Origin of the sequence: Arthrobacter sp. NPDC058127, assembly GCF_042884555.1 — a bacterium.
GTDB lineage: Bacteria > Actinomycetota > Actinomycetes > Actinomycetales > Micrococcaceae > Arthrobacter.
Window position 1 is genome coordinate 115073 of the sequence record NZ_JBHVTT010000010.1, and the last position, 21893, is coordinate 136965.

General features: G+C 62.6%; 22 protein-coding genes and 2 tRNA genes. 12 read left to right on the plus strand and 12 right to left on the minus strand.

Features of this window, described 5'->3' with window-relative positions; all coding sequences use genetic code 11:
* Positions 1–50: 50 nt before the first annotated feature.
* From gnd to ACFVTG_RS14640, 10 genes are all read left to right on the plus strand, one after another.
* Positions 51–935: a phosphogluconate dehydrogenase (NAD(+)-dependent, decarboxylating) gene (gnd, locus tag ACFVTG_RS14595; RefSeq protein ID WP_284751004.1), complete on the plus strand. Its 885-nt coding sequence runs from the start codon at positions 51–53 to the stop codon at positions 933–935.
* Positions 936–958: 23 nt separating this feature from the next.
* Positions 959–2152 (plus strand): DNA replication/repair protein RecF, encoded by a 1194-nt coding sequence (gene recF / locus ACFVTG_RS14600; RefSeq protein WP_390281495.1) that lies wholly within the window; start codon positions 959–961, stop codon positions 2150–2152.
* Positions 2139–2693, plus strand: coding sequence for a DUF721 domain-containing protein (locus ACFVTG_RS14605; RefSeq protein WP_284751002.1), 555 nt, complete (start codon positions 2139–2141; stop codon positions 2691–2693). The genes recF and ACFVTG_RS14605 overlap by 14 nt, the downstream gene beginning before the upstream one ends.
* A gap of 397 nt (positions 2694–3090) precedes the next feature.
* A complete protein-coding gene (gene gyrB, locus ACFVTG_RS14610) occupies positions 3091–5166 on the plus strand; it encodes a DNA topoisomerase (ATP-hydrolyzing) subunit B (protein ID WP_284751001.1) in 2076 nt (691 codons plus the stop codon).
* A 63-nt stretch (positions 5167–5229) separates the two neighbouring features.
* On the plus strand, positions 5230–7971 hold the full coding sequence (gene gyrA / locus ACFVTG_RS14615) for a DNA gyrase subunit A (protein ID WP_390281499.1): 2742 nt from the start codon (positions 5230–5232) through the stop codon (positions 7969–7971).
* Positions 7968–8663: a DUF3566 domain-containing protein gene (locus ACFVTG_RS14620; protein ID WP_390281501.1), complete on the plus strand. Its 696-nt coding sequence runs from the start codon at positions 7968–7970 to the stop codon at positions 8661–8663. The genes gyrA and ACFVTG_RS14620 overlap by 4 nt, the downstream gene beginning before the upstream one ends.
* A 113-nt stretch (positions 8664–8776) precedes the next feature.
* A tRNA-Ile gene (locus ACFVTG_RS14625) sits at positions 8777–8850 on the plus strand.
* 57 nt (positions 8851–8907) lie between these two features.
* Complete coding sequence (locus ACFVTG_RS14630) at positions 8908–9024, plus strand: DLW-39 family protein (RefSeq protein ID WP_390281503.1); 117 nt, start codon at positions 8908–8910, stop codon at positions 9022–9024.
* Between the two features lie 72 nt (positions 9025–9096).
* Positions 9097–9172: transfer RNA gene (locus tag ACFVTG_RS14635), tRNA-Ala, on the plus strand.
* A 67-nt stretch (positions 9173–9239) separates the two neighbouring features.
* Positions 9240–10148, plus strand: coding sequence for a DMT family transporter (locus tag ACFVTG_RS14640; protein ID WP_390281506.1), 909 nt, complete (start codon positions 9240–9242; stop codon positions 10146–10148).
* Between the two features lie 4 nt (positions 10149–10152).
* Here the strand turns inward: ACFVTG_RS14640 and ACFVTG_RS14645 are convergent, their stop codons facing one another.
* Together ACFVTG_RS14645 and ACFVTG_RS14650 are read right to left on the minus strand one after the other, a co-directional pair.
* Complete coding sequence (locus tag ACFVTG_RS14645; RefSeq protein ID WP_390281509.1) at positions 10153–11037, minus strand: glycosyltransferase; 885 nt, start codon at positions 11035–11037, stop codon at positions 10153–10155.
* 122 nt (positions 11038–11159) lie between these two features.
* Complete coding sequence (locus tag ACFVTG_RS14650; RefSeq protein WP_390281511.1) at positions 11160–12140, minus strand: hypothetical protein; 981 nt, start codon at positions 12138–12140, stop codon at positions 11160–11162.
* Between the two features lie 153 nt (positions 12141–12293).
* On the opposite strand from ACFVTG_RS14650, the gene ACFVTG_RS14655 reads away from it, so the two are divergent.
* Positions 12294–12836, plus strand: coding sequence for a peptidylprolyl isomerase (locus ACFVTG_RS14655; protein WP_059388874.1), 543 nt, complete (start codon positions 12294–12296; stop codon positions 12834–12836).
* Positions 12837–12857: 21 nt separating this feature from the next.
* Complete coding sequence (locus ACFVTG_RS14660) at positions 12858–13727, plus strand: rhomboid family intramembrane serine protease (RefSeq protein ID WP_284750994.1); 870 nt, start codon at positions 12858–12860, stop codon at positions 13725–13727.
* A gap of 7 nt (positions 13728–13734) precedes the next feature.
* Here ACFVTG_RS14660 and ACFVTG_RS14665 read toward each other — a convergent pair whose 3' ends face one another.
* From ACFVTG_RS14665 to ACFVTG_RS14710, 10 genes are all read right to left on the minus strand, one after another.
* Positions 13735–14205 carry an SRPBCC family protein gene (locus ACFVTG_RS14665; RefSeq protein ID WP_284750993.1) on the minus strand — a complete coding sequence of 157 codons (471 nt, stop codon included), beginning with the start codon at positions 14203–14205 and terminating at the stop codon, positions 13735–13737.
* Entirely contained in the window at positions 14180–14632 is a 453-nt protein-coding gene (locus ACFVTG_RS14670; protein ID WP_284750992.1) for a helix-turn-helix transcriptional regulator, read from the minus strand. Before ACFVTG_RS14670 ends, ACFVTG_RS14665 begins: the two co-directional genes overlap by 26 nt.
* A gap of 1069 nt (positions 14633–15701) precedes the next feature.
* The gene (locus tag ACFVTG_RS14675; RefSeq protein ID WP_284750990.1) at positions 15702–17057 is read right to left on the minus strand and encodes an FtsW/RodA/SpoVE family cell cycle protein; all 1356 of its coding nucleotides are present in this window, start codon (positions 17055–17057) and stop codon (positions 15702–15704) included.
* Between the two features lie 141 nt (positions 17058–17198).
* Positions 17199–18224 carry a cation diffusion facilitator family transporter gene (locus tag ACFVTG_RS14680; RefSeq protein WP_390281514.1) on the minus strand — a complete coding sequence of 342 codons (1026 nt, stop codon included), beginning with the start codon at positions 18222–18224 and terminating at the stop codon, positions 17199–17201.
* Positions 18221–18583, minus strand: a complete 363-nt coding sequence (locus ACFVTG_RS14685) for a metalloregulator ArsR/SmtB family transcription factor (protein WP_284750988.1) — start codon at positions 18581–18583, stop codon at positions 18221–18223. The genes ACFVTG_RS14680 and ACFVTG_RS14685 overlap by 4 nt, the downstream gene beginning before the upstream one ends.
* 308 nt (positions 18584–18891) lie before the next feature.
* The gene (locus ACFVTG_RS14690; protein ID WP_390281516.1) at positions 18892–19494 is read right to left on the minus strand and encodes a DNA-3-methyladenine glycosylase I; all 603 of its coding nucleotides are present in this window, start codon (positions 19492–19494) and stop codon (positions 18892–18894) included.
* Positions 19495–19550: 56 nt separating this feature from the next.
* The gene (locus ACFVTG_RS14695; RefSeq protein WP_390281518.1) at positions 19551–20246 is read right to left on the minus strand and encodes an alpha-ketoglutarate-dependent dioxygenase AlkB family protein; all 696 of its coding nucleotides are present in this window, start codon (positions 20244–20246) and stop codon (positions 19551–19553) included.
* Positions 20243–20863 carry a methylated-DNA--[protein]-cysteine S-methyltransferase gene (locus ACFVTG_RS14700; protein WP_390281520.1) on the minus strand — a complete coding sequence of 207 codons (621 nt, stop codon included), beginning with the start codon at positions 20861–20863 and terminating at the stop codon, positions 20243–20245. The genes ACFVTG_RS14695 and ACFVTG_RS14700 overlap by 4 nt, the downstream gene beginning before the upstream one ends.
* Positions 20860–21366 carry an RNA polymerase sigma factor gene (locus ACFVTG_RS14705; protein WP_390281522.1) on the minus strand — a complete coding sequence of 169 codons (507 nt, stop codon included), beginning with the start codon at positions 21364–21366 and terminating at the stop codon, positions 20860–20862. The genes ACFVTG_RS14700 and ACFVTG_RS14705 overlap by 4 nt, the downstream gene beginning before the upstream one ends.
* A complete protein-coding gene (locus ACFVTG_RS14710; RefSeq protein ID WP_390281524.1) occupies positions 21366–21875 on the minus strand; it encodes a methylated-DNA--[protein]-cysteine S-methyltransferase in 510 nt (169 codons plus the stop codon). The genes ACFVTG_RS14705 and ACFVTG_RS14710 overlap by 1 nt, the downstream gene beginning before the upstream one ends.
* Between the last annotated feature and the right edge of the window lie 18 nt (positions 21876–21893).

Consider the following 21893-nt stretch of genomic DNA (forward strand, 5'->3'; position numbering starts at 1 on the left):
GAACGGTCGGGTCAATACCAAAACCACCAGCGCAGAAAAGAGTTCACACCGTGCACATCGGACTGATCGGCCTTGGAAAAATGGGTTTCAACATGCGCGAACGCATGCGCAACGGCGGAATCGAGGTCACTGGCTTTGACCGCAATCAGGACATCGCCGACGTCGCATCCGTTGACGAACTGATTGCTGCACTTCCGGCTCCGCGCCTGGTCTGGGTCATGGTTCCCTCCGGCGACATCACCGATGCCGTGATCAGCGAACTCGGTGAAAAGCTCTCCGCCGGGGACATGGTGATCGACGGCGGCAACTCACGCTTCACCGAAGACCAGAAGCATGCCGCCTTCCTGGCATCCAAGGACATCCGCTTCGCCGATTGCGGTGTTTCGGGAGGCGTCTGGGGCCTGCAGAACGGCTACGGACTCATGGCAGGCGGCGCGGACGAAGACATCGAACTGGCCATGCCGGTATTCGACGCGCTCCGTCCCGAAGGCGATCGTGCCGACAGCTTCGTCCACGTGGGCGGCGTGGGAGCAGGACACTACGCCAAGATGGTCCACAACGGCATCGAATACGGTCTGATGCAGGCCTACGCCGAAGGCTACGAACTGCTCGCCGCCAAGGACATCATCAAGGACCTTCCCGGCACCTTCCGTGCTTGGCAAAAAGGCACCGTGGTGCGGTCCTGGCTGTTGGACCTCATGGTCAAAGCCCTGGACGAAGACCCGGGCCTGGCCTCCATCGGGGACTACGTCGAGGACTCCGGCGAAGGCCGCTGGACCGTTGAAGAAGCCATTGCCAACGCGATCCCCGCGCCGGCAATCACCGCCGCGCTCTTCGCCCGCTTCTCCTCCCGCGAGGACAACTCACCGGCCATGAAGATGGTGTCCGCGCTGCGCAACCAGTTCGGCGGACACGCCACCCGCCCGGCCAACTAAGTCCCGGCCGACCAGCAGTACGCGTGTACCTCGAACATCTTTCGCTGACCGATTTCCGCAGCTACGCGCAGGTTGACCTCAAGCTCGGCCCCGGGGTCACCGTCCTCGTGGGGTCCAACGGCATCGGCAAGACGAACCTCATGGAAGCCATCGGATACCTGGCCACCCTGAGATCGCACCGAGTCAGCACGGATGCGCCCCTCCTGCGCTTCGGCACGGAGCGCGCTTTGATCCGGGCGAAGCTTGTCCGCGGTGAACAATCCACCGTGGTCGAGCTCGAAATCAATGCCGGCCGTGCCAACCGTGGCCGGATCAACCGCGGAAATCCCGTACGCGCCCGCGACATCCTGGGCATTTGCCAGACCGTGCTCTTCGCCCCCGAAGACCTGGCCCTGGTCAAGGGTGATCCGTCCAACCGCCGGCGCTTCCTCGACGAGCTGCTGGTCAGCCTCATGCCAGTGCATGCGGCGACCCGCAGCGACTACGACCGCGTGCTCAAACAGCGCAACGCCCTGCTGAAATCGGCCCGCACCGGAAAATTCACCGCGGGCCACGAAGCAACGCTCGATGTTTGGGACCAGCACATGGCGCGGGCCGGCGCGGAACTCCTGCATGCACGGCTGGAACTCGTGGAACGGCTTCGACCCCACCTAAACAGCGCCTACGCGCAACTGACGGATGGATCGAAGGAAGCGGGCGCGATCTACCGCTCCACTATCCAAGGCGTGTTGGACGACGACGGCGGTCCCGCCGAACGTCTGGCTGAGGGTTCAGAGGGGGTTGAGGACCTCCGCCTGCTATCCGTGGAGCAACTCACTGAGCGTTACGTCCAGGCTTTCGCCGCCTCGCGCCGCAAAGAGTTGGAACGCGGAATTTCCCTGGTCGGACCCCATCGCGACGAACTCGAACTGGTTTTAGGCCAAGCTCCGGCCAAGGGCTATGCTTCCCATGGCGAAACATGGTCCATGTGCCTCTCCCTGCGCCTGGCCTCGTACTACGTCATGCTCGACGACACCCGTACCGGGGGTTCTGCTCCGATCCTCATCCTCGACGACGTGTTCGCCGAGCTGGACGTGCAGCGCAGGCGTAAACTGGCTGCAATAGTGGCCGGCGCCGAACAGGTTTTGGTGACGGCCGCCGTCGACGCCGATATTCCCGAGGAACTGGCGGGGCGGCGCGTGAAGGTTGTGCCCGGAGGCATTGATGGAGAAGGATAGCCCCGGCGGACGCCAGCCGGGCAGGGACCCTGACGAGATTGACGCTGCCCAATCAGCTTTGAACCGGATGCGCGAAGCGGCCGCTGCGCGGGGCGAAATCCGTCGCGCCGCCCCGCGGACGGGTACCGCTCCGAAACGCAAGGGCGTCCGGGACACCCGAGGATTCAGCCAATTCCATGGCAGCGGCCGGGACCCGCTTGGTTTGGGGAAAGTCGTCGGGAGGCTCGTGGCCGAACGCGGTTGGACATCTCCAGTGGCCGTGGGCTCCGTGATGGCCGAGTGGGATGCCTTGGTGGGACCGGAGATTTCCGCACATTGCACTCCGGAGAGCTTCACCGACACCACCCTGCATGTCCGCTGCGATTCCACCGCGTGGGCAACGCAGCTCAGGCTCCTGAGCACCAGCCTCCTGGACATGTTCCGAAAAGAACTCGGAGACGGTGTGGTGACGTCCATTCAAGTGCTCGCGCCCACCGCGCCGAGCTGGCGCAAGGGCGGACGAAGCGTCAATGGGCGGGGCCCCCGGGATACCTACGGGTAACTTCCCCGGCACCCGGGTGAGCGCATTTGCTTGAACGGCGCACAGGGGCGAGAAACCTCCCCGGACCGTATAGCTCCCTAGAGGGTGCCGTTTTGGCAGCTTGCAGATGCGGCCAGCGGCCTCCCAGAGCTACTTTCCTGAGCATAAGGGCCGGGTTTTGCAAGGAACTGCGCTTAGTCACGATAGAATCGGCATAGACAACTGGGCGCCGGTGAACGTCGATTGGCTCCGCTGAACAGCACTTGTAGAAGCGGATCCGCCAATCACGAAGTAGCCGGCGTTAGCAGTGACGTCCCTGTTGGCGGCTGCCGTATCCCTGTGGTGTGTCCTGACGGACGTGCTTCCTTGGTGCGGTGACGGCCGGCGACCATCGAACACGGAGGAGTCGAAAGCGCCTGTGGCTAACGACAATGCAGAGACCTTGGCAGTAGATCCCGCGAAGGAGAACGCCCACAAGCCTGACACACCCTCGGGGTCCAAGGAGTACGGTGCGAGCGACATCACCGTTCTTGAAGGTCTCGAAGCGGTGCGCAAGCGCCCGGGTATGTACATCGGATCCACAGGCCCGCGCGGCCTCCACCACTTGGTGTACGAAGTGGTGGACAACTCGGTGGACGAGGCCCTTGCCGGGTACTGCAGCCACATTGAAGTGACCCTCCAGGCCGACGGCGGCGTCAAGGTGGTGGACGATGGCCGCGGCATCCCCGTGGACATGCACCCCACGGAGAAGAAGCCAACCGTCGAAGTTGTCATGACCATCCTGCACGCGGGCGGCAAGTTCGGCGGCAGTGGCTATGCCGTGTCCGGTGGCCTCCACGGCGTCGGTATTTCCGTCGTCAACGCGCTTTCGCGCAGGGTAGACACCGAGGTGCGTCGCCAGGGCCACGTTTGGCGGATGAGTTTCGCCGACGGCGGCAAGCCGCAGGGCGGGCTCGTCCAGGGCGAAGCAACGGACCAGACTGGAACGTCCCAGACGTTCTACCCGGACGGCACCATCTTCGAGAGCACCGATTTCGATTTCGAGACCCTCCGCGCACGCTTCCAGCAGATGGCCTTCCTCAACAAGGGCCTGCGCATCACGCTCACGGACGAGCGTCCTGTCGCAGGAGCAGGCGACGATGATCTGGATCTTGACGCGGTTGCCACTGACGGCGAAGTGGCGGCTGAACACCGCACCGTCGTTTACCAATACAACGACGGCTTGCTCGACTACGTGAAGCACCTGAACTCGAACAAGAAGGTGGACGTCGTCCACGAGGACGTCATCGCCTTCGAAACCGAGGACATTGGGCGACACATCGCCGTCGAGGTCGCGATGCAGTGGACCACGGCCTATTCCGAGAGCGTCCACACTTACGCCAACACCATCAACACGCACGAGGGCGGCACCCACGAAGAAGGTTTCCGTGCCGCGATGACATCGCTCATCAACCGCTACGCGCGCGAGAAGACCATCATCAAGGAAAAGGATGACAACCTGACCGGCGACGACATCCGCGAGGGCCTCACGGCCGTCATCTCGGTGAAGTTGTCCGAACCGCAGTTCGAGGGCCAGACAAAGACCAAACTGGGTAACTCCGAGGTCAAGGGCTTCGTCCAGCGGGTGGTCACCGACCAGCTTGGTGACTGGTTGGAGCGGAACCCCGGCCCAGCCCGCGACGTCATCCGCAAGGCTGTCCAGGCTGCCCAGGCCCGGATGGCGGCCCGGAAGGCCCGCGACAACGCACGCCGCAAGAGCCCCCTGGAATCCTTTGGTATGCCGGGCAAGCTGTCCGACTGCTCGTCGAAGGACCCATCGCGCTGCGAGGTCTACCTCGTGGAGGGTGACTCCGCGGGCGGTTCGGCCAAGCGTGGCCGGAACCCCGAGACCCAGGCCATCCTGCCGTTGCGCGGCAAGATCCTGAACGTGGAGCGCGCCCGGTTGGACAAGGCCCTTGGCAATAATGAGGTCCAGTCCATGATCACGGCCTTTGGTACCGGGATCGGCGAGGACTTCGACATCTCCAAGCTGCGGTACCACAAGATCGTCCTGATGGCCGATGCCGACGTGGACGGCCAGCACATCACCACGCTGTTGATGACCCTGCTGTTCCGCTACATGCGTCCGCTCATTGAGAACGGCTACGTCTACCTGGCCCAGCCGCCGCTCTACCGCATCAAGTGGTCGAACGCCCCTCACGACTATGTCTACAGCGACCGTGAACGTGACGCCAAGCTGGTTTCCGGACAGGCCGCCGGCCGCCGTATCCCGAAGGACAACGGCATCCAGCGCTACAAGGGCCTCGGCGAAATGGACTACACCGAACTCTGGGACACCACCATGGACCCGGACCACCGCACGCTCCTGCAAGTCACCATGGACGATGCCCTGGCGGCGGACCAGACCTTCTCCGTGCTGATGGGTGAGGACGTGGAATCGCGCCGGAACTTCATTCAGCAGAACGCCAAGGACGTCAGGTTCCTGGATATCTAGAGACTTCAAAGCCCCTAGGAATATTCCAGTACTGACATATACCTGAAACGGAAATCATAGACTATGAGTGAAGAAACACCCGAGGTTCCCGCCGAGTCGGCCGGCATTCCGGAGCCCGTACTTGAGGGCGATGTGCTGACCGACCGCGTGGACCAGGTGGACCTGCAGACGGAAATGCAGCGTTCGTACCTGGACTACGCCATGGCCGTCATCGTTGGCCGTGCGCTTCCGGACGTCCGCGACGGCCTGAAGCCTGTCCACCGTCGCGTGCTCTACGCGATGTTCGACGGCGGGTACCGCCCGGACCGCTCCTTCAACAAGTGCGCCCGCGTGGTGGGCGAGGTCATGGGCCAGTACCACCCGCACGGTGACACGGCGATCTACGATGCCTTGGTCCGCCTCATCCAGGACTGGACGATGCGCTATCCGCTGGCGCTCGGCCAGGGTAACTTCGGTTCCCCTGGCAATGACGGTGCCGCGGCTCCGCGATACACCGAAACCAAGATGGCCCAGCTGGCCATGGAAATGGTCCGCGACATCGACGAGGAAACCGTCGATTTCCAGGACAACTACGACGGCAAGAACCAGGAACCCACCATCCTGCCGGCGCGTTTCCCCAACCTGCTGGTCAACGGTTCCTCCGGCATCGCCGTCGGCATGGCCACCAACATCCCGCCCCACAACCTCCGCGAAGTCGCCGATGGTGTGCAGTGGTATCTGGCCAACCCGACGGCCAGCCGTGAAGAGCTGCTCGAGGCGTTGCTCGTGCGGATCAAGGGTCCGGATTTCCCGACCGGTGCAACCATCCTCGGCCACAAGGGCATCGAGGACGCGTACCGGACGGGCCGCGGCTCCATCACGATGCGCGCCGTGGTGAACGTGGAGGAACTCCAGGGCCGCACATGCCTGGTGGTCACCGAATTGCCGTACCAGGCGAACCCGGACAACTTGGCCATCAAGATCGCCGAACTGGTCAAGGACGGCAAGATCCAAGGCATCGCGGACCTCCGCGACGAGACCTCCGGCCGAACCGGCCAGCGGCTCGTGATCGTTCTCAAGCGCGATGCCGTGGCCAAGGTGGTGCTCAACAACCTCTACAAGCACACCCAGCTGCAGGACAATTTCGGTGCCAACATGCTGGCGATCGTCGACGGCGTACCCCGCACCCTGAGCCTGGACGCCTTCATCCGGCACTGGGTGGCCCACCAGATGAGCGTCATCGTCCGGCGGACCCGCTACCGCCTGCGCAAAGCCGAGGAAGAGGCGCACATCCTGCGCGCACTACTCAAGGCGCTGGACATGCTGGATGAGGTCATTGCACTCATCCGGGCCTCCAACACCACCGAGGCTGCCCGCGACGGCCTGATGGGTCTGCTGGAGATCGACGAGCTCCAGGCCCGCGCCATCCTCGACATGCAGCTCCGCCGCCTCGCAGCGCTGGAACGGCAGAAGATCCAGGACAGGCACGCCGAGCTTGAAGCCATGATCACGGAATTCAACTCGATCCTGGCCTCCGAGCAGCGCCAGCGCGACATCATCAGCCAGGAACTTGCCGAGATCGTGGCCAAGCACGGTGATGACCGCCGGACCCATATCCTCATGGGCTTCGACGGTGACATGTCCATGGAAGACCTCATCCCCGAGGAAGAAGTGGTAGTCACCATCACCCGCGGCGGATATGTCAAGCGCACCCGCAGCGACAACTACCGTTCGCAGCAGCGAGGCGGCAAGGGCGTCAAGGGTGCCCAGCTTCGCGGCGACGACGTTGTGGAGCACTTCTTTGTCACAACCACGCACCACTGGTTGCTGTTCTTCACCAACCTGGGCCGCGTGTACCGGGCCAAGGCGTACGAGCTTGCCGAGGCCGGCCGTGACGCCAAGGGACAGCACGTGGCAAACCTGTTGGCCTTCCAGCCGGACGAGCACATCGCCCAGGTCCTGGACTTGCGCGACTACGAGCAAGCCCCGTACCTGGTGCTCGCCACCAAGAACGGCCTTGTGAAGAAGACGCGCCTGGAAGACTACGACACCAACCGCACCGCTGGCGTCATCGCCATCAACCTTCGGGATGAGGACGAGCTCGTCTCGGCGCAGCTTGTGTCCGAAACGGATGATCTCCTCCTGGTTTCCCGCAAGGGCCAGTCGATCCGCTTCACGGCCACCGACGAGGCACTGCGCCCCATGGGTCGCGCCACCTCGGGTGTGACCGGCATGAAGTTCCGCGAAGACGACGAACTCCTCGCGGCCGACGTCGTGCAGGACGGCTCGTTCGTGTTCGTCGTGACCGAAGGCGGGTACGCCAAGCGCACCGCCGTCGAGGAGTACCGGCTCCAAGGCCGTGGCGGCCTGGGCATCAAGGTGGCCAAGCTTCAGGAAGAGCGCGGCGACCTTGTCGGTGCGTTGATCGTCAACGAAGAAGACGAAGTCCTGGTGGTCATGGAGGGTGGAAAGATCGTCCGCTCGGCCGTGGCCGGTGTGCCTGCCAAGGGCCGCGACACCATGGGCGTCATCTTCGCGAAGCCTGACAAGAACGACCGCATCATCGAGGTGGCCCGCAACAGCGAACGCGGCCTTGAAGGCGAGGAATCCGACGACGAACAGCGTGAGGGCGGACACGACGCATCAACCGTCAATAGTGTCGAAAATCCCGTCGGAGGACAGTCCGAGGCGGACGATGACGTAACGTTGGCTGCAAACGGCGGCGCCGATCAGGCGACCGCGACGGCCGAATCGGGATCGGCCGCAGGATCCGGCAATGGGTCCGGCGTCGAGCTGAACGAAGACAACACCGGAGGTAACGAGTGAGCAATTCGGACTCATATCCCAAGCCGAGCACGGGTGTCCCTGGAGGATTCCGGCAGCCGTCGGCTACTCCGCGGGTAGACGCACCGGCCCGTCCCGAGCAGCGCCCTGTGGCATCCTCCTCGGGTGCGGCAGGAACTGGCGCGGAAAGGGTCCCAGGTCAGCGTCCGGCCGCTCCCGGCCAGCGCCCGGCGGTTCCCGGCCAGCGTCCCGCAGGAACGCAGCGCCCGGCGGGGCAGCGTCCCGCCGCACCGGGCCAGCGGCCGGTGCAGGGCCAGCAGCGGCCCGCCACCGGGGCTCCCGGGCTCGTGAAGCCGGCTCCTAAGGCGAAGGTTCGCCGCGCCCGCCTGCTGGTCAGCAAGGTTGATCCGTGGTCTGTCCTGAAGATGGCGTTCCTGTTGTCCGTTGCCTTGGGCATCGTGACTGTGATTGCCGCAATCGTGCTTTGGACTGTGTTGGACCTCACCGGCATTTTCAACCAGGTGGACAGCCTTCTGGGCACCCTGGCAGGCTCGGAAAGCGGTGGCTTCGAACTCAAGAAGGTCGCATCGCTGGGACAGGTGGCCTCCTTCGCCACCATCATTGCCGTGGTGAATGTTGTGCTGCTGACCGCCCTGTCCATGCTGAGCGCCGTGCTTTATAACATTGCGGCAACACTCGTGGGCGGTATTGGCGTGACCCTTACCGACGACTGATACAGACGGCCGGAAAATGAGGGAAACTGCTGGAAAACAGTGGTGAAAATACCTCGATTTGAGATCGGGCCGGGATGTGCTGTAAAGTCATGTCTCGGCCCGAAGAGGTATCGGGGCGTATAGCTCAGGCGGTTAGAGCGCTTCGCTGATAACGAAGAGGTCCCAGGTTCAAGTCCTGGTACGCCCACGGAACCTGCACAGGTTTTGCTAAAGGTTTGGGAAGCCAAGCCGGAACGGGGTGCATGTGAAGAAGTTGCTGGTAGTTGCAGCTGCGATCGCAGGCGTCCTGCTCTACAAAAAAGTGCAGGAATCCGAAGCCCGGAAAACAGTCTGGAGCAAGGCAACCGATACGGTTGGCTAGCGAAGGCGCCCGGCCCGGAGATGGTGAAAACCATCGAAGGAACTGGGGTAGTATGGATGGGTTGCTTCTTATGGGGGCATGGCGCAATTGGTAGCGCACCTGCTTTGCAAGCAGGGGGTTCGGGGTTCGAGTCCCCGTGCCTCCACCATAAGGAAGAGTCCCGGTCAGAAATGACCGGGACTCTTTGCGTTAAGCCACCCCACTAAGGTTGAAATGTGAACTTCATTGTTGCTGCTTTGGGTGTGCTCGGAGTCGCATCATCCGGACCCCTCATCGCCGGAACGCTTGGAGCTACCTCTGTCACGGCGCTGGCCATCGCGTTCTGGCGCAACGCAATCGCCGCCGTCGTCATGGCCTCGCCGGTCTTGATCCGCGAGCCGCGCCAGTTCCGCAAGATCACCCGCAGAGAGTTCACTTGGTCCGCTGTCGCGGCAGTGGCGCTGGCCTTCCACTTCGCTTGCTTCATCACCGCGCTGCAGCTCACGTCAGTCGCGGCAGCCACCGCCTTGGTGTGCCTGCAGTCGGCGTGGATCGCCGTTTTCCAGCTCCTCCGGGGCAGCAAGCACCGTTGGCCGGTCCTGGTGGGCCTGGGCATCGCGTTGGGCGGCGTCGCGGCCATCACGGGCTTCGATATGGGAACCTCCCCGAAAGCCCTCCTTGGTGACATCCTGGCCCTCGCGGGAGGCGCCCTGGCGGGCCTGTATACCCTGGCCGGAGGTAAAGCCCGCCAGAGCATGGGCACCGGAACGTACACGACGCTTTGCTACGGGATCTGCGCCGCCATCGTCGCCGTTCTGGCCCTCACTGGCGGCCAGCCGCTTGTGGGGTTCGACGCCGGCGGTTGGCTGGGGATCGTTGCAATCACTGTGTGCGCACAACTGGTGGGCCACACCGCGTTCAACCACCTCCTGGCCACCGTGAGCCCGCTGCTGGTGTCGATGATCATCCTGCTGGAGATTCCGGGCGCAGCCCTTCTCGCTGCCGTCTTCCTGCACGAGACCCTGCCGGCCGGTACCTATGCTGGACTCGCCCTGATCCTGGTTGGGCTCGCCGTCGTCGTCGCTGGTCAGCGGCGCGGCAAGGGCGACGCCGAGGGCAAGATCGCCGAGCTCGGCGCTGACTGAGTGGCTACAGGCCGCCGCGGCGCGCGCCTTGGCCTGCATTGGCCGTGTGGATGGCCCGGAGAAGCTTGGCCGGGAAGTAGACCGAGAAGAACACCACCATGGGGGCCTTCAGCGCCATCTTCTTGACGTTGTGGGCCTTGTAGGTGCGGTCGAAACGGGTCACGTAATACCGGTAGTCGCGCGGTGAATCCTCGAGCCTGCGGGCAGACATTCCCGAGACCATCTGCGGCCAGTACTGGACCCTGAGATCGTGGTCGGCAAGGTGCAGGGATAGATCGATGTCCTCATGCATCTCGTCCTTCTCATCCAGGCAGGTTTCGTCCCGGATGGTTTCCCAGGCGGAACGGCGAAGCGCCATGTTGGATCCAAAGAGGAAGTGGTACTGGTGTTTCGCGAGCCGAAGCATGAGCTGGCGCATTTTGTCGTCTGCTTTGAGTCCGAATCGGCGCATGGGCATGTCGTAGTAGACCACCGGACCCGTGGCCGCCTGCGCTGAGGGATCGGCGAAGGCCTTTTGGACCTGCTCAACCCAGTCAGGTTCCAGGACGGAGTCGGCATCGATCCGGCCGAGGACATCCGACGTTGCGCTATTGAGGCCAAAGTTGCGGGTGGGGATGAGTCCCTGCACGTTGTCCTGGCTCAACAGGATGATGGGGCTCTCCGGGTATTCCTGCTGCATCTGCTGGACGATCTGCGCAGTGCGGTCTGTGGACCTGTTATCCACGACGATGATCTCGTCCGCAGGTACCGACTGGTAGATGGCCGCGATCAAGCACTGCCGTATGACGCTTTCCTCGTTGAACGCCGGGATGATGATTGAAACGCTCGGCTTCACGGGTGCGACGGCTGCGTTGGTGGCTGCATCTACGAAAGATCTATCGGCTGGCATCCCCATAAATCTAACATCAGGCCGGTGTTACTTGAGGAAGCCTCCGGTGACAAGTGGCCAACCAATTGAAGGGATCCCGGCGAACCGGAATCCCTTCAACGTGGAGCGAATGTGGCTTTCGCTCAGGCTTCGTGTTTGCCGGCTTCGTCCGTGGCCGCCTGATCCTTGCCTGCTTCGTCCTTGTGCAGGCTGGCGGCGATGTTCTTTACCGCGGTTTTGGCGTCGGTTGCCACCTTTGCTGCGGTGTCCGTAGCGTCCTCGACGGCGTGCTTTGCCTTCTCGGCTACGGTCTCGGCTTTGTCAGCCACGTTGAGTTTCACGTCGTCAACCTTGTCAGCTACCTTGGCGGCTGCTTCGTTGGCCTTGTCAGCGACTTTCTCGGCCACCGCTGCGGCCGGCACCGGTGATGGGGTTACCGGGACCGGAGTCTTCCACGGGTCCTCCACCGGGCGGCTGGCTCTCCACGCGGCGACCCCGGCCGCGGCAGCTGCTGCTACAACGGTGAAGATCAGGAAGCCCCGCTTTTTGGGCTTCCTGGTCCTGGCGAGTTCTTTCGAAACGGTCTTGGTGGCTTCCTCGGCCGCGGCTTTCAGCTGGGATCCTGTGGCTTGTGCTTGCTCCTGCAGATTGTGAACCACGCCGGAGTCCACCAGCTTCTGGGCGACGGCGTCCACTTGCGCGGGTGCATTCTCAAGGGCGTGGTGGACAACCTCGGAGGCTTGCCCGAGCTGCTCTGAGAGCTTGGGCAGGTACTCCTCCACAACCTTGTCCCGGGCGTGACTGAGGGCCGGGGTGGCCTTGTTAAGGGCTTCCTGGATCTTGGGTGAGGCGTCCTCGACGACGTCGTGGATCTTCGGTGCGAGGTTCGCGAGGCCTTCCTGGAGCTTCGGCGTGACGGTTGCAACGCCGTCGGCGAGGTTGTACGCAGCCGACTTCAGGCCTTCCTGGAGCTTCGGCGAAGCGGTGTCGATTCCGTGCTGGATGCGGGGAACAGCCCAGTTCACAGCTGCTTCGACGCGCGGTGTCGCCCAGTCCTTGGCATTTTCGACACCATTCACAACGGTGTGTTCAAGTTCGCGGGCAATCCGGTCCGATTTCTTCACAACTACCTCCCGATCAACATGCTCGTTTGTTGTTAGCCTACGTCGCTTGATCGGCACCGGCTATTCATCCGGCGGATTCATGGAAGATTTCACCGAGCGCGGAACCGCCTTCCTGGCCGTCTCGGCGTTGACCCTGCGTGGAAGAATGGCCGTATGACCATCGCAACCGCAAAAGCAACTTTCCACACGAGCCTCGGTGACATCGTGGTTGACCTCTTCGGCAACCACGCGCCCAAGACGGTCGCCAACTTCGTTGGCCTGGCCACAGGCGAAAAGTCCTGGACGCACCCGGAGACCGGCGAAGACAAGACCGGTACCCCGTTGTACAACGGCACCATTTTCCACCGCATCATCAAAGACTTCATGATCCAGGGCGGCGATCCCCTCGGTCGCGGCATCGGCGGTCCGGGCTACAAGTTCGACGACGAGATCCACCCGGAACTCAACTTCAACGCCCCTTACAAGCTGGCCATGGCCAACGCCGGCATCCAGATGGGCAAGGGCACCAACGGTTCCCAGTTCTTCATCACCACGGTCAACACCGACTGGCTCTTCGGCAAGCACTCCATCTTCGGTGAGGTTGCTGACGAAGAGTCCAAGAAGGTTGTAGACGCCATCGAGGCTGTCCGCACCGGCATGGGCGACCGCCCTGTCGAAGACGTCGTCATCAACAGCATTGACATTGTCCAGCTCTGATCCCCGGGGCCTGAGCAGCATATGAGTTACGGAATCCCGGCGGCGGAGCCGTCAGCAGACATTCCGGTGTGCCCCAGGCACCCGGACAGGCCTTCCTATGTGCGGTGCCAGCGTTGCGGGCGTCCTGCATGCCCCGAATGCCAGCGGGCGGCCGCCGTCGGGTTCCAATGCATTGACTGCGTCAATGAAATGAAGCGTTCGACGCCGGCAGTGCGTTCCGCTTATGGCGGCGCCATTGCGACGGGACGTCCTTTGGCGACGTACATACTTATCGGGCTGTGTGCCCTGGTGTACGTGCTGCAATGGCTGATTCCCGGCGATGTCGTCGAGCGTCAGCTCTTCTTTGTATCCGGCTATGCCACTCCGCAATACGGGGCTTTCGAACCCTGGCGGATGTTGACGAGTGCTTTTGTACATTCCCAGGGCTTCGTCCTGCACATCGTGCTCAACATGTACATGCTCTGGATCTTTGGCCAAGTGCTGGAGCCTGTCCTGGGGCGCATCCGCTTCCTGGCCGTTTACCTTCTGTCTGCCATTGGTGGCTCTGTCGGCTTCCTGCTCCTGACTCCTGTCATCCCTGGAACTGCAGTAGAAGGTGCTTCCGGTGCGATCTTCGGCCTCTTTGGCGCGCTGTTGGTAGTCCAAAGCCGACGCGGCGGAGACACCCGGCAGCTGTGGATCCTGATTGCCATCAACGGCGTGATTGGCTTCGTTGTCCCGGGAATCGCCTGGCAGGCCCACTTGGGCGGCCTTGTCACCGGAGGCCTGTGTGCCGCCGTGATTGCCTTTGCTCCGCGTGGACCGCGCCAGGCGCTGTTGCAGACTGCCGGCCTGGCGCTTGTGGCCGGGATTCTGGTCCTGGCTACCGTCTTCCGCTTCACGACGGGCTAGGAACTCGTTAACCGAGGAGCTCCTCCAAGCGGTCCATCGACTCTTTGATGCCCGCATCCATGCCGCTGGCTACTGCCATGTCCCGTGCTTCCACCGAGGGAAACACGGAGTGCTGCACCACACGTGTGCGGCCTCCGAGGTCTTCAAACCTGGTGGTGTCCAAGGTGACTTGCCCCGGGGCGCCGTCGAACTCGAAGGTCTGGATGATCCGCAGTGGCTCCTGGACTTCGTGGAAGACCCCGCGGAAGCCGAACTCGTTGCCCTGATCGTCGAGATGCGTGTAGCGGTAACTGCCGCCCGTGCGCGCGTCGTACGACTCCAGGCGCATTTCCAGGCGACGCGGACCCAACCATTTGACGACGAGTTCGGGGTCTGTGAAAGCCTGGAACACGCGCTCCGGTGCGGCGTCGAAGTCGCGGCTCGTGTCGATGAACGGCGTGCCCGCCGTGACGTCAATGGTTGTTGTGTTGGTGCTCATTGTTCTTCTCCTTTTCCGGATTGTCCTTGTCGGCTGTGCCCTTTTTGACGGGGTCTGCCGTGTCTTCGCCGGCAGATGGCGTCTCACTGGCCAATAGTTCGTCCAGTCGGGCGAAACGTTCCTCAGCCTGAAGACGGTAGTTCTCGATCCACTCGGCCAAGGGGCCGAGCGCCGTGGTGTTCAAGTGGCAGGGACGGCGCTGGGCTTCCCTGCTCCTCGTGATGAGCCCCGCGCCTTCGAGCACCTGAAGATGCTTGGAGATTGCTTGGAGGGTGACGGCGAAGGGCTGGGCGATCTCATTGACGGTGGCATCGCCCAAGGCCAACCGTGCCAGTATCTTGCGGCGGACAGGATCGGCGAGGGCCATGAACGCCCTGTTGAGCTGGTCTTCCGGATCCAGCACCGCTGCAGCAATCGTGCCCGGCATGCTTCTCCCCTATTGGGTTCAGGCTCACGCATCGCGGAATTCCAACTCTTCCGCCGTACTCAAGCAACTGGTTTATCAACTAATTCATTGAATAAGGCCAGCCTAGAACTGTGCACTGATGCCGTCAAGGCCCTTGGAGATGTTTTCCACAGGCGTTATCCACAATGTGCGTAACTTACAAGCATGTAGTTCGATGGTGAATGGACTCTCCGGAGCGAGATGGCAGGGGTCGGGCTTTCCTCTTGGGATTAACGTCCACACCTGTGGATAACTTTTGCCCATACGCCTGTGGGTATGTGGATAAGAAGTGGGTTATCCGGGGGTGTGTGGACAACTTCAGCGTTCGCAGCCGCAAGAGCGCGGTATCAACAGAGTTATCAACATTGTTAATAACTCACATTGCTGTAGTTCGTTGTCTTTCCTACCCTCTGAGGCCCGCCGTTCCGGGAGTTTTCCACTATGTAGGCGCAGTTTTTCCCCAACTGTGGATAACTTGTGGGTAGTTGCCTGTTGTTAAGTGCGTAACTCGGGTGCCCCCACGGCAGCGGTTGTGGGAAGCGGATTTTTGATCGCTCTGTCTTGCCGGTAGCGGCACATGCCTGGGTCCAGGCTTGGAAAGGCGCCAAATGAAATCTGTTACCGGAATCTGGTGTTCATCCATCGCTCGCGGCCGCCGCAGCAGGAGGCCAAGCGATACGGCGGTGCCGCCGGCACCAATAGGAGCGCGGACGGGTACTATCCCCGCCGCTTTCCACAATGCCAGCGCAATGGAAGGTCGCAGCGACCATGCGGTGGAGTACCTGCCCGGAGTAGACGGTCATCCGCGCCGGACGAAACCACGGCCGCGCGCCAGCCGTACTCGCTTTGGGTGGAGCCTCCCAGACGAAACCGCCGGCTCACAATTTCGATATAGACGGACCCGTCCCGACAGGGCGAGTCACCATAGCACCGTGAAGTCGCCACCCTCGGCTAAGTCGGACCAGAACTCGACACGAAGCCGGGGCTCCTCGATGGTGCGACGGGCTTCGCCGAGGCACGCACGCCTGGCAGCCTGGGTAGCGGACCGGAGTCAGACCGGAACGTGTTCGGTCTGGGAAGCAACGGTCTGCGGCCTGCGGGCGGCATCACTTATCCGCAACAGCAGGGCGACGATGATCCAGTTGGCGAGGAGGGAGGACCCGCCCGCGGAGAGGAACGGCGTCGTCAGCCCTGTGAGGGGAATAAGGCGGGTGACGCCGCCGATAATGATGAAGCACTGAAGAGCCATGGAGAAGGCCAGCCCGCAGGCAAGGAGCTTCCCGAACGCATCCCGGATGCCCAGGGCGGCCCGGAATCCCCTCGTGAAAAGCAGCAAATAGAGGAGAACGATCGCGAACAGCCCGATCAGGCCGAGTTCTTCACCAAGGGAAGCGATGATCATGTCGCTGTTCGCGAATGGCACGAGGTCCGGGCTTCCGAGCCCGAGGCCTTTGCCGATCAGGCCGCCGTCGGCCATTCCGAAGAGGCCTTGGACAATCTGGGCGCTGCCTCCGGGGAAGCGGGTGAAGACCTGGGGGTCGAAAGCATTGATCCAGGCGTCAATGCGCAAGCCGACGTGGGAAAAGATCTTTGCTGCGGCGTATCCGCCCAAAAGCATGAGCACGACGCCGAGGACGAGCCAGCTGGCCCGGCTCGTGGCAACGTAGATCATCACGATGAACAGCCCGAACAGCAGTATGGACATGCCGAGATCGTGCTGGAAGACCAGTACGCCGACGCTCGCTGCCCAAGCGGTGATCATCGGGCCCGTGTCCTTGATCCTTGGGAACTGCAGGCGCCCGAATTTCCTGCCGGCCAGCAGGATCAAGTCCCGGTTGGAGGACAAATAGCCCGCGAAGAAGACGGCGAGCGTGATCTTCACGATCTCGCCGGGCTGGAACTGCAGGGAGCCGAGGCGTATCCAGACATTCGCGCCATTGATGTCGCCGGCCGAAATGCCCGGCACAAGGGGAAGGATAAGGAGGGCGGCGCTGATCGCAAGTGCAATGAAGGTATACCGGCGCAAAAGCCGGTGATCCTTCAAAAGCCACAAAACGGCGGCCGCGACCAGAACCGAGACGATCGTCCATGTGAGCTGATTAGCTCCCGCAGTCGTACCGTTCGAGGCATCCAAGCGTCGGATCATGGCGATGCCGAGGCCGTTCAAAGCCACCACAATCGGGAGGATCACCGGATCCGCATACCTTGCCTTGAACCGCAGGACAACGTGGAAGACCCCGGCCAGTGCCGTCAAGGCACCCGCCTGAAGCCAGAATCCAACGTCAAGGGCTTCCTTTTTGTCCACGCTGGTCATTGCAAGGGCACCAATGCCGACGCCAAGGGCCAGCACCAAAAGCACCATTTCCACGTTTCGGCGAGGCTTCGCCAGAATCGCTTGCTGGCTCATGGGCATCTTCCTTCGTGGATCTCGGGCGGCCGGGCGGGTCCGGTTCAGTGGCTCAAGATCGGGTCAGTGGCTCAACATAAGGTTCAGTGGGCCATCATAGCCGTAGGGGCTGGGCAGCGGTTGGGAACAGGACCCGGTCGATCAGCGGCCAGCTTCCGTAACGGGTTGTATCACCATGTCGTCAAGCTTTGGGAGGGCGTGCCCAAGCCGATGCGTGGCCTCGCTGACAGTTTCTTCCACCGCTGACAGGGGCGCGTTGGCGACGACGATGGTGGCGGCGCCTTGCAGGCGATGGCCGACCCAACGCAGTTGCAGCCGCGGCACGGAGAGAACGCCCGGTGTCATTTCCAATGCGGCCTTTGCGCTGTCCAGGAGTTCGGGCTCTATGCCGTCCATCAGGCGTCTTCCGATGCTGCGTACCGTACCCCAGAGCAGGACGATGATGGCCGCCGATATCAGCAGGCCCACAATCGGATCCGCCAACGGGAAGCCAAGCAGCACGCCGCCGGCCCCAAGCACCACCGCGAGCGAGGTGAATCCGTCAATGCGCGCATGCACGCCGTCGGCAACCAACGCAGCAGACCCGATCTGCCGGCCGACCCTGATCCTGTAGACGGCCACGATTTCATTGCCCGCAAAGCCGATGACTCCGGCCGCAAGAACCCACCACAGATTGTGCAGGGGTTGGGGATGGAACAGCCGATCGATGGATTGCCACGCGGCGACGACTGCCGAAAGCGCGACCACGCCGACGATGAACAGTCCGGCAAGATCCTCCGCCCGCCCGTATCCATAGTTGTAGCGGCGAGTTGCTGCGCGACGTCCCAAGATGAACGCAATCCATAATGGCACTGCGGTGAGCGCGTCCGAGAAGTTGTGGATGGTGTCGGCCAGCAACGCAACCGAGCCGCTGATGAGGACCACAAGAAACTGCAGGACCGTGGTGCCCAAAAGTATGAAAAGGCTAATCTTCAGCGCCCGGACGCCCTGTGTGCTGGACTCAAGGGCATCGTCGATTGAATCGGCGGCATCGTGGGTGTGTGGGACGAAAAGCTCATACAGCCACCCCTTGAGACCCGAATGATGCTCGTGGGAGTGTCCGTCGTGGTCGTGGTCGTGGTCGTGCACATGATGCTCGTGATGACCGACTTGCTGGTGACCGCTCATGCCGATTCCTGTTCCGCGCGGTGGTGTGCAGGGGTGCCGCCCAAGGCGTGTTCTGCTTGGAATATCGCATCCGCCACCAGTTGGCGGGCATGCTCGTTCTCCAGCCGGTACATGACCCTGGTTCCGTCCTGTCGCGTGGAAACCATTCTCGCCAAGCGCATTTTGGCAAGGTGCTGCGATACTGCCGCCGGCGACTTCCCTACGAGTTCCGCCAGCGCCCCCACGGCCATTTCGCCGTTCCGGAGCGCCAGGACGATCCGGACCCTCGTCGCATCAGCCAGCATCGCGAACACTTCCACAGCCAATTCAACGTATTGGCTGTCGACTCCCAGCGAGCAGGCATTCTTATCTGCATTCATACGCAGATTCTTTCACACAACCCGGCCAAACCCACATCGAGGACCCGGGACAGCGAACCGGAAGTCGACCAGACGCCACGGTCAGTAGGGTCTGAATGAAGTTCTCAATGCTCTCGCGGTGAACTCTCAGTGAACCCGCGGACACTATCCACAGCCTTGTGCACATTGGGTAAAACCACGGGTTCGAGGCGTGAGGGCCCGGTTATCACCTGAATGTCAGGGATCTTGGCTTCATGTGCATGGATGTCCACATGAATTGTCCACAGCTGTGGATAAAGTTACGCACTTCTGTGGAAAGAAGCTGGGCATCAGAGCCAAACTCCGGAGCTTCCCCGACGATGGCTGTCAAGCAGATGGGTATCGATCATGCCGATCGCCTCCATCAGCGCATACATGGTGGTGGGGCCTACGAAAGCGAAGCCCTTCTTCCGCAGGGCTTTGGACAGAGCAATCGACTCCGGCGATTGGGTAGCGACATCGGCAAAGGTGCGCGGTTCCGGCGTCGATTCCGGTTGGAACGACCACACGAAGTCCACCAACCCGCCTTCGCTCCGCAAGGCGATGGTGGCCTTGGCGTTGGTGATGGTTGCGCGGATCTTGAGGCGGTTGCGCACAATTCCCGAATCCTGCATCAGCCGTTCGACGTCCGCCTCCGTGAAAGCCGCGACGCTTTCAGGGTGGAAGTCCAGGAAAGCGGACCGGAATGCTTCGCGCTTGCGCAAGATAGTGGCCCAGGACAAGCCCGCTTGGAATCCCTCAAGGCTGATGCGCTCATACAGGCCCCGTTCGTCCCGTACCGGCATGCCCCACTCGTGGTCGTAGTACTCGCGCATGAGCGGGTCAACGGATGCCCAAGGCGGACGCGCAAGGCCGTCGTCGCCAATGATGGTGCCGTTCTCGGGCGGGTTCATAGCTGTTCCTCCACAGGAAGCCGGGCAGAAGCTGTTGTTGACATTGTGCCCCGGTCCTACGACATTCCAGTGACGCGCATGGTGATATTGATCCGCCCCCTCGGCAGCCCGCAGCCTTCAGGAGCCGTTCCGGGGAGCACTTTGGTGACGCCGTGGTACGCAAAACGGGATGCCCCTCCGAACACGAAGAGGTCTCCTGAGGAAAGTTCGACGTCGGTATACGGCTTGGTGCGCGTCTCCACGTTCCCGAAGCGGAAGACGCAACTGTCTCCGATGCTGATCGAGACGACGGGGGCCCGGGACTTTTCGTCCTTGTCCTGGTGCATCCCCATCTTGGCGGCCTCGTCGTAGAAATTCACCAGCGCAGTGTCTGGCGTGTAGCCGGTGGCTTCGGCGGCGTCGCCGTAGGCCTCGAACAGTGCTTTGCGGCCCAGACGCACCATCCAATCGGGAAAGTCGAGGACCCGCCGGCCGTTGACGTCAAAGGCCTCGCGCGTGTATCTGTAGGGCTGCCAGTGCCAGCCGAGGCAGACCGTCCGGACGGACATCGGGTGCCCGCCTGGGAGGACGGCGGCGCGCAAGGGGACGGGACCCCGCGTCCAGTCATCGAAACGGGCCGCGATCCAGTGCTGCTGCTCGAGGCTCAGCCAGCCCGGAACGTGCACCGCGCCGGGCGCGATCTCCCGTGGACCGGCGTCGGGCGCGTCCGGTAACTCAAGCGGAAACAGTGGTTCCGTCCACCCCGGGCTCATGCTGCCTCAAGAGCCAACAAGGCGCGCTTGGCTTCCGTGCCGCCGAGGTAGTTGCCAAACGATCCATCGGATTTCACCACCCGGTGGCAAGGAACAATCACTGGCAGCGGGTTGGTGGCGCAAGCAGTGCCGACGGCGCGCACGGCCCGCGGGCTTCCGGCCGCCAAGGCCACTTGCGCGTAGCTCTCCGTATGGCCGTAGAGGATCTGCGGCAAATGTTCCAGGACGCTGAGGCGGAAGCCGCGCGAAAGGCTGAAATCCAGGGGCAGGTCGAAGCGGTGCCGGGTTCCGGCAAAGTATTCGTCCAGCTCGCGGGCCGCGGGATCCAGGCGACTCGCTGAGAAGAGGATCCGCGGACTGAGCTTTTCCGCGAGCAGCTGCAATACGGCGTCGTGGTCTTCCACTTCGAACGCCACGCGCACCATGCCGCGTTCCGTGGCCGCGAGCAGCAGTTTGCCGATCGGGGAATCCACCGTGCGGTAGGCAATATCGAGGGTGTGCTGCTCCGCGGCTGCCGCTGCGAGGCGGTCGTGGAGCCGTTGCATGACGCCCGGTTCGGCGGAATCGAGGGGTGCGAGGAGCTCGGAGACGTCCGGTTCGTCGTGATGGATGGTCATGGGGTTTCTTCTTTCACGTAGCTCATGGAGCTATCGACGAGAATGGTGCGCAGCGCCTTGACTCCGTCGGCTCCCGCGCGACGCGCGGCGTCGGGGGTTCCGCCGAGAAGCCCGGCGACGTCCTTGTAGGGGAGCCCGGCGAGGTAGTGGTACGCAACCGCCTGGCGCTGCTTCGGCGGAAGCTGCCCGACGGCGTCGAGCACCTCCCGGTGACCGTCGCCGGGGATGCCGAGTCCGGACGGTCGCACGGGCAGTTCATCCACGGGAACCGGCTGACGGGTCCTGGCGCGGACGATGTCGATGGATTTGCGGTGCGCGATGGTGACGAGCCACGCCTGGACGTTGGCGTCTGGAGGCAGTTCGGGGTAGGCCTTCAGTGCGGAGAGGAAAGTCTCGGACCAGCCGTCTTCCGCGTCGTGGGCACCGAGAACCGCGCGGCACACTCGCAGGACCGTGGGCCCGTGCTCCCGGACGACCAGCTCGAACGGCTTCTTGGGCTCCATTAGAAGAGCTTGCTTTCCTTCGCCGCCGCTGGTTCCTCGAGTTCCAGGAGGAACCGTTTGTTGTCGAGGCCGCCGGCGTATCCGGTGAGCTTCCCGTCGCTCCCCACAACCCGATGGCACGGGATGATGATACTCAGCGGATTGCGGCCAACCGCCGAGCCGACGGCCTGGGAAAGGTTGCGATCGCCCAGCTCGGTGGCCAATTCTCCGTAGCTGACGGTTTCCCCGTACGGAATTTCTTCCAGTCTTGCCCAGACCCGCTGCTGGAACGGATTCCCTGAAGCCTTGAAAGGGACGTCGAACACGGTCCGCTCGCCAGCCAGGTATTCGCCGAGCTCAACGGCAGTTTGCTGGAACAAGGGATCGTCAGCGGGGACGGCTTCACCGAAGAATTCCGAAGGCGGCATATGCCAATGACCCTCGAAGAAGATGCCGGTCAGCAGCCCGTCCTGGGCAGTCAGCGTGAGCTGGCCCAGTGGGGACTCAATGATGGTGTGCCTGGTGGTCATGTCTTGTAGACGCTGCAG

Bases quoted from the DNA above. Each gene is read 5' to 3' on its own strand.
- ACFVTG_RS14710 (WP_390281524.1), bottom strand. From the start codon at position 21,875: ATGACCACCAGGCACACCATCATTGAGTCCCCACTGGGCCAGCTCACG.
- ACFVTG_RS14685 (WP_284750988.1), bottom strand. From the start codon at position 18,583: ATGAATGCAGATAAGAATGCCTGCTCGCTGGGAGTCGACAGCCAATAC.
- ACFVTG_RS14675 (WP_284750990.1), bottom strand. From the start codon at position 17,057: ATGAGCCAGCAAGCGATTCTGGCGAAGCCTCGCCGAAACGTGGAAATG.
- ACFVTG_RS14695 (WP_390281518.1), bottom strand. From the start codon at position 20,246: ATGAGCCCGGGGTGGACGGAACCACTGTTTCCGCTTGAGTTACCGGAC.
- ACFVTG_RS14690 (WP_390281516.1), bottom strand. From the start codon at position 19,494: ATGAACCCGCCCGAGAACGGCACCATCATTGGCGACGACGGCCTTGCG.
- gyrA (WP_390281499.1), top strand. From the start codon at position 5,230: ATGAGTGAAGAAACACCCGAGGTTCCCGCCGAGTCGGCCGGCATTCCG.
- ACFVTG_RS14670 (WP_284750992.1), bottom strand. From the start codon at position 14,632: ATGCCGGGCACGATTGCTGCAGCGGTGCTGGATCCGGAAGACCAGCTC.
- ACFVTG_RS14655 (WP_059388874.1), top strand. From the start codon at position 12,294: ATGACCATCGCAACCGCAAAAGCAACTTTCCACACGAGCCTCGGTGAC.
- ACFVTG_RS14665 (WP_284750993.1), bottom strand. From the start codon at position 14,205: ATGAGCACCAACACAACAACCATTGACGTCACGGCGGGCACGCCGTTC.
- ACFVTG_RS14660 (WP_284750994.1), top strand. From the start codon at position 12,858: ATGAGTTACGGAATCCCGGCGGCGGAGCCGTCAGCAGACATTCCGGTG.
- ACFVTG_RS14705 (WP_390281522.1), bottom strand. From the start codon at position 21,366: ATGGAGCCCAAGAAGCCGTTCGAGCTGGTCGTCCGGGAGCACGGGCCC.
- ACFVTG_RS14680 (WP_390281514.1), bottom strand. From the start codon at position 18,224: ATGAGCGGTCACCAGCAAGTCGGTCATCACGAGCATCATGTGCACGAC.
- ACFVTG_RS14605 (WP_284751002.1), top strand. From the start codon at position 2,139: ATGGAGAAGGATAGCCCCGGCGGACGCCAGCCGGGCAGGGACCCTGAC.
- ACFVTG_RS14700 (WP_390281520.1), bottom strand. From the start codon at position 20,863: ATGACCATCCATCACGACGAACCGGACGTCTCCGAGCTCCTCGCACCC.
- ACFVTG_RS14645 (WP_390281509.1), bottom strand. From the start codon at position 11,037: ATGCCAGCCGATAGATCTTTCGTAGATGCAGCCACCAACGCAGCCGTC.